Source organism: Glycocaulis sp. (assembly GCF_052168375.1).
Lineage (GTDB): Bacteria > Pseudomonadota > Alphaproteobacteria > Caulobacterales > Maricaulaceae > Glycocaulis.
Genome location: NZ_JBQLZR010000007.1, coordinates 1 through 5,049 on the forward strand (window position 1 = coordinate 1; position 5,049 = coordinate 5,049).

Annotated in this window: 5 protein-coding genes; all 5 read right to left on the reverse strand. The window is 60.8% G+C overall.

Annotated elements, in window-relative coordinates:
- A partial coding sequence (locus ACTS2Z_RS00155; RefSeq protein WP_442571211.1) for a SufS family cysteine desulfurase occupies positions 1-1,217 on the reverse strand: 1,217 nt, incomplete at its 3' end.
- A complete protein-coding gene (locus ACTS2Z_RS00160; RefSeq protein WP_442571212.1) occupies positions 1,214-2,311 on the reverse strand; it encodes a SufB/SufD family protein in 1,098 nt (365 codons plus the stop codon). The genes ACTS2Z_RS00155 and ACTS2Z_RS00160, both read right to left, overlap by 4 nt.
- Positions 2,311-3,075, reverse strand: coding sequence for a Fe-S cluster assembly ATPase SufC (gene sufC, locus ACTS2Z_RS00165; protein WP_442571213.1), 765 nt, complete (start codon positions 3,073-3,075; stop codon positions 2,311-2,313). Before sufC ends, ACTS2Z_RS00160 begins: the two co-directional genes overlap by 1 nt.
- A gap of 16 nt (positions 3,076-3,091) precedes the next feature.
- On the reverse strand, positions 3,092-3,640 hold the full coding sequence (locus ACTS2Z_RS00170) for a hypothetical protein (RefSeq protein ID WP_442571214.1): 549 nt from the start codon (positions 3,638-3,640) through the stop codon (positions 3,092-3,094).
- A partial coding sequence (gene sufB / locus ACTS2Z_RS00175; RefSeq protein ID WP_442571215.1) for a Fe-S cluster assembly protein SufB occupies positions 3,640-5,049 on the reverse strand: 1,410 nt, incomplete at its 5' end. The genes ACTS2Z_RS00170 and sufB, both read right to left, overlap by 1 nt.

A 5,049-nucleotide genomic window follows, 5' to 3' on the forward strand; every position in this document is an offset into this window, starting at 1 on the left:
CGCAAGGCATCAAGAAATGCCTCCACCTCGGCTTGCGTGTTGTAGACAGCAAAGCTGGCGCGGACGCTGGCGGTTACACCAAAGCGCTTCATCAGCGGATGGGCGCAGTGATGTCCGGCCCGGACGGCCACGCCATACCGGTCCATGAGCTGAGCCAGGTCATGCGCGTGTGCGCCTTCGGCCACAAAGGACACAATCGGGCCTTTGCCGGATGCCTTGCCCAGTATGCGGATACCGTCCATGGACTTGAGGCCCGCCGTTGCGGCTTCCATCAGCGAATGCTCGTGAGCAAGCGCATCCGCGGTCACGTGATGGTCCATCCAGTCGAGCGCCGCGCCCAGCGCGATCACATCGGCAATGGCAGGTGTTCCCGCCTCGAACTTGTGCGGGGGCGCGGCATAGATGACGCTCTCCTCGCTGACCTCGGCGATCATCTCGCCGCCGCCGAGAAAGGCCGGGAGCCGGTCCAGCCAGTCGCCGCGCGCGTAGAGCGCGCCAGTGGCGTTGGGTCCATAGAGCTTGTGACCGGTGATCACGTAGAAATCACAGCCAATGGCCTGCACATCAACCGGGCCGTGGACTGCGGCCTGCGAGCCATCAAAGAGGATCGGCACACCGTGCTGGTGCGCCGTCTGCGCCAGTGCAGCCGCATCATTCACGGTGCCGAGCACATTGGACATGTGGCTCAGGGCAACCATGCGTGTGCGCGGCGAGAAAAGGGCCTCATAGGCCTGGACGTCCAGCGTGCCATCATCGCGAACCGGAACCCATTTGATGACCACGCCCTTGCGCTCGCGCAGGAAGTGCCACGGGACGATGTTGGAGTGGTGCTCCATCTGGCTGAGGATGATCTCGTCACCCTCGCGAAGGTCCTGACCGATTCCGGCGGCTACCAGATTGATCGCCTCGGTCGCGCCACGTGTGAGGACAATTTCTTCGGCTCTGGCTGCGCCGAGAAACCGGACCAGCTTGCCGCGCGTGGCCTCGAAAGCCTCGGTGGTCTCGTTTGCCAGCGTGTGCAGTCCACGATGCACATTGGCGTAGGACCCGCGCCAGACATCGGCCAGCGCCTCGATCACGGCCTCAGGTTTCTGCGCCGATGCCGCGCTGTCGAGATAGACCAGTGGCTTGCCGTGCACCGCGCGCGACAGGATCGGAAATTGCGCGCGGACTGCATCGACGTCAAAGCCGTTGCGGGGTCGGGCAAGCGCGGTCACGAGACAGCCTCCAGCGCCGCATCAAGCTTTCCGAGCAGACGCTCATGCAATGCATCGTTGCTTACAGCATCGAGAGGTTCGGCAAGGAAGCTGCGCGTGAGGACGGCGCGGGCCCGCGTCTCGGTCAGGCCGCGCTGGCGCATGTAGAAGAGCGCCTCCTCGTCCACTGCGCCGAGCGCATTGCCGTGCGCGCACACCACGTCATCGGCATAGATTTCCAGCTCCGGCTTGGCATATATGTCCGCCCCGCTACTGAGCAGAAGCCCGCGATGGTTCATCTGGGCATCGGTCTTCTGGGCCGCCTGCTCGACATGGATCTTGCCCTGGAAAACCCCGCGCCCGCCCGTGGCGGCTGCGCCCTTGAAGAGCTCGCGGGTGGTCCCGTTCGGGCCGGTATGGCGCACAATACCCGTCTGATCGAGATGCAGGCCGTCACCGACCAGGTAGGAACCGCCGAGCGTCAGCTCCGCGCCCTCACCGGCATGGCTGACATGGGTCTCCAGCCGGGCGAGCTTTGCACCAAAGCCGAGCGTGGTCTGGTGCAGGCTGGCGCGGGCAGCCAGATTGATACCGGTCGTCACGACCAGTACTGCATCGGGGGACGCGTCCTGTTCGACGACGCGGGTCAGCGAGGCGCCCTCGCCCAATTCAATATTGAGCGCGAGATTGGCAAAACTGCCCGGCGCGGCGTGATAGCGCTCATGCAGCGTGGCGCCGACGCCCGCCGGCACCTGAATGGCAGCGATGTGATGCGATGATCCCGCCTCCGCGATGAACTCCAGAGACAGGGTCTCACCGTCTGTGAGCTCATACACCGGGCAGCCAGAAGAGAGGCCTGCCGCCAGGCGCGGCATCAAAAGCTCGGGCTGGCGGTCCAGCGTCGCCGTTACGTTCGCTTCGCGCGAGGCACGCACCTCGATCCGCCCTGCACCGGCGTCCATCTTTGCAGCGACGGCGCGCAGGTCAGACCATTTCCAGGCTTCCACCCGGCGATGCGGCAGGCCCGCGGTTTCCAGAGCGTCGCGCAGTTCACCTGCCGGCAGCCCGGCAGCGAGCGCCCGTTCGAAACCCGATAATGGCAGCGTCACACCCATCAGGCTGCCGCTCCGGTGAACTTCTCATAGCCTTCAGCCTCGAGCTTCAAGGCGAGATCCGGCCCGCCCGTCTCGACGATCCGGCCAGCGGCCATGACGTGCACGACATCAGGTTTGAGATAATCGAGCAGGCGCTGATAGTGCGTGATGACCAGCATGCCACGCTCAGGCGAGCGCAGCGCATTGACGCCATCGGCCACCACACGCAGCGCATCGATATCCAGCCCGGAATCGGTTTCATCAAGGATGAGGAATTTCGGCTCGAGCATCATCGCCTGGAAGATTTCCATGCGCTTCTTCTCACCGCCGGAGAAGCCGACATTAACAGGGCGCTTCAACATTTCGCTTGAAATACCGAGTTTTGCTGCATTTTCACGAGCACGCTTCATGAATTCCGGTGCACTGATCTCGCCTTCACCACGCGCTTTCAGTTGCGCATTGGCGGCTTCTTTCAGGAAGGTCAGCGTCGGCACGCCGGGGATTTCAACCGGGTATTGGAAGGACAGAAACAGCCCCTTCGCCGCACGCTCTTCGGGTTCAAGCTCGTTGATTTCCTCGCCGAGGAAACGCATCGAGCCGTCCGTCACCTCATAGCCGTCATGCCCGGACAGCACATAGGACAGAGTCGACTTTCCGCACCCGTTCGGCCCCATGATGGCATGCACCTCGCCTGCCGGAACGGTCAGGTCGACGCCTTTGAGGATTGCCTTGGCTTCACCCTCTTCCGGGTTCACGCGGGCATGGAGGTTCTTGATCTCAAGCATAGTCGTGTTCACTCTTTTAAAAATTCACTTTTACTTTTTCTGTTTCGAACTCTGCTTTCTTAGAAAACCACACTGGATTTATGACCTCCTGCACGTGAGACACGAAGTCTCGTTTTCGCTTTCGAATAGTGTCGGAAGGGTCGTGCTCGTTATTGGTGAGCGCCCGACGATACGAATCGTAAGCGCGAACGAGAACGTCGATCAGTTTGGGGCGGTAACCCCGAAACGCCACTGGTTTATCACGGCCAAAGTCATTGTCTGAGTTGTTTTCGAAATAGAACCGACCCTCGTCAATCAATGTTGAAAGTCGCGCCAGTTGACCTCTCACTCTATCACCGGATGGCCTAACCCCTAAACTTTGTCCACACGCGGTCGAAAAATCATGTTCCATTTCGGTCAATACGCTAACGACTTGGCGAGCCCACCCGATTACCTCTTTGGTCCAAGCGATTCGGAACTCTGCTCTAAAGTTAAAAACGCTCAAACAAAGTGCAAATACGGATACAACAACAGCAATAATCGCTGCCACACCCTCTACGCCTACGAGGTCAAACAGCTCTTCCATCACCCCACGCTCCCTTCCAGCGAGACTTTCAGGAGTGCCTGCGCCTCGACGGCAAATTCCATCGGCAATTCCTGTAAAACCTCGCGGCAGAAGCCGTTGACGAGCAAGGCGACCGCCGCTTCCTCATCCAGTCCGCGCTGGCGGGCATAGAAAAGCTGGTCATCGGAGAGCTTGGAGGTCGTCGCCTCATGCTCCAGCGTGGCTTTGGGCGTTTTCGCCTCGATATAGGGCACGGTGTGCGCGCCGCACTGATCGCCAATCAGCAGGCTGTCGCACTGGGTAAAATTGCGCGCGCCTTCCGCTTTTGCATGAACAGAGACGAGGCCGCGATAGGTCTGGTCGGAGCGCCCGGCCGAAATGCCCTTGGCGATGATGCGCGATTTCGTATTGCGGCCCAGATGGATCATCTTCGTGCCGGTATCGGCCTGCTGACGGCCATTCGTGACCGCAATGGAGTAGAACTCGCCCTGGCTGTTGTCGCCGCGCAGCACGCAGGACGGATACTTCCAGGTGATGGCCGAACCGGTCTCAACCTGCGTCCAGCTGACCTTGGAATTGCGGCCCCGGCAATCGGCCCGCTTGGTGACGAAGTTGTAAACCCCGCCCTTGCCTTCGGCGTCGCCCGGCCACCAGTTCTGGACGGTGGAATACTTGATTTCGGCATCATCCAGCGCGACCAGCTCCACCACGGCGGCGTGGAGCTGGTTCTCGTCGCGCATAGGCGCGGTGCAGCCCTCCAGATAGGAGACATAGGCCCCCTTGTCGGCGATGATCAGCGTGCGCTCGAACTGGCCCGTGCCTTGCGCATTCATGCGGAAATAGGTCGACAGCTCCATCGGGCAGCGCACGCCCGGCGGCACGTAGACGAACGAGCCATCGGAGAAGACCGCGCTGTTGAGCGTGGCAAAATAGTTGTCCGTCACCGGCACCACACTGCCGAGATACTGGCGCACCAGTTCAGGATATTCCTGCAAGGCCTCCGAAATCGGCATGAAGATCACGCCGGCCTTTTCCAGTTCCTTCTTGAAGGTCGTGGCGACGGAAACGGAATCGAACACGGCATCAACCGCCACCTTTGGCGTTTCGCGCGCCTCGGCAGCCGTGCGCTCCTCCGCACCCTCTACACCGAGCAGGACTTCAGCCTCGCGCAAGGGAATGCCGAGCTTCTTGTAGGTCTCAAGCAATTCGGCAGGAACTTCGTCCAGACTCTTGTATTTCGCAGCATTTTTGGGTGCCGCATAATAGTACGCATCCTGATAGTCGATGGGCGGATGATGGACCTTGGCCCATTTGGGCTCCTCCATCTCCACCCAGCGGCGATAGGCATCAAGGCGCCAGTCGAGCATCCATTGTGGCTCGCCCTTCTTTTCCGAGATGAAGCGGACAATGTCCTCGTTCAGCCCCTTGGG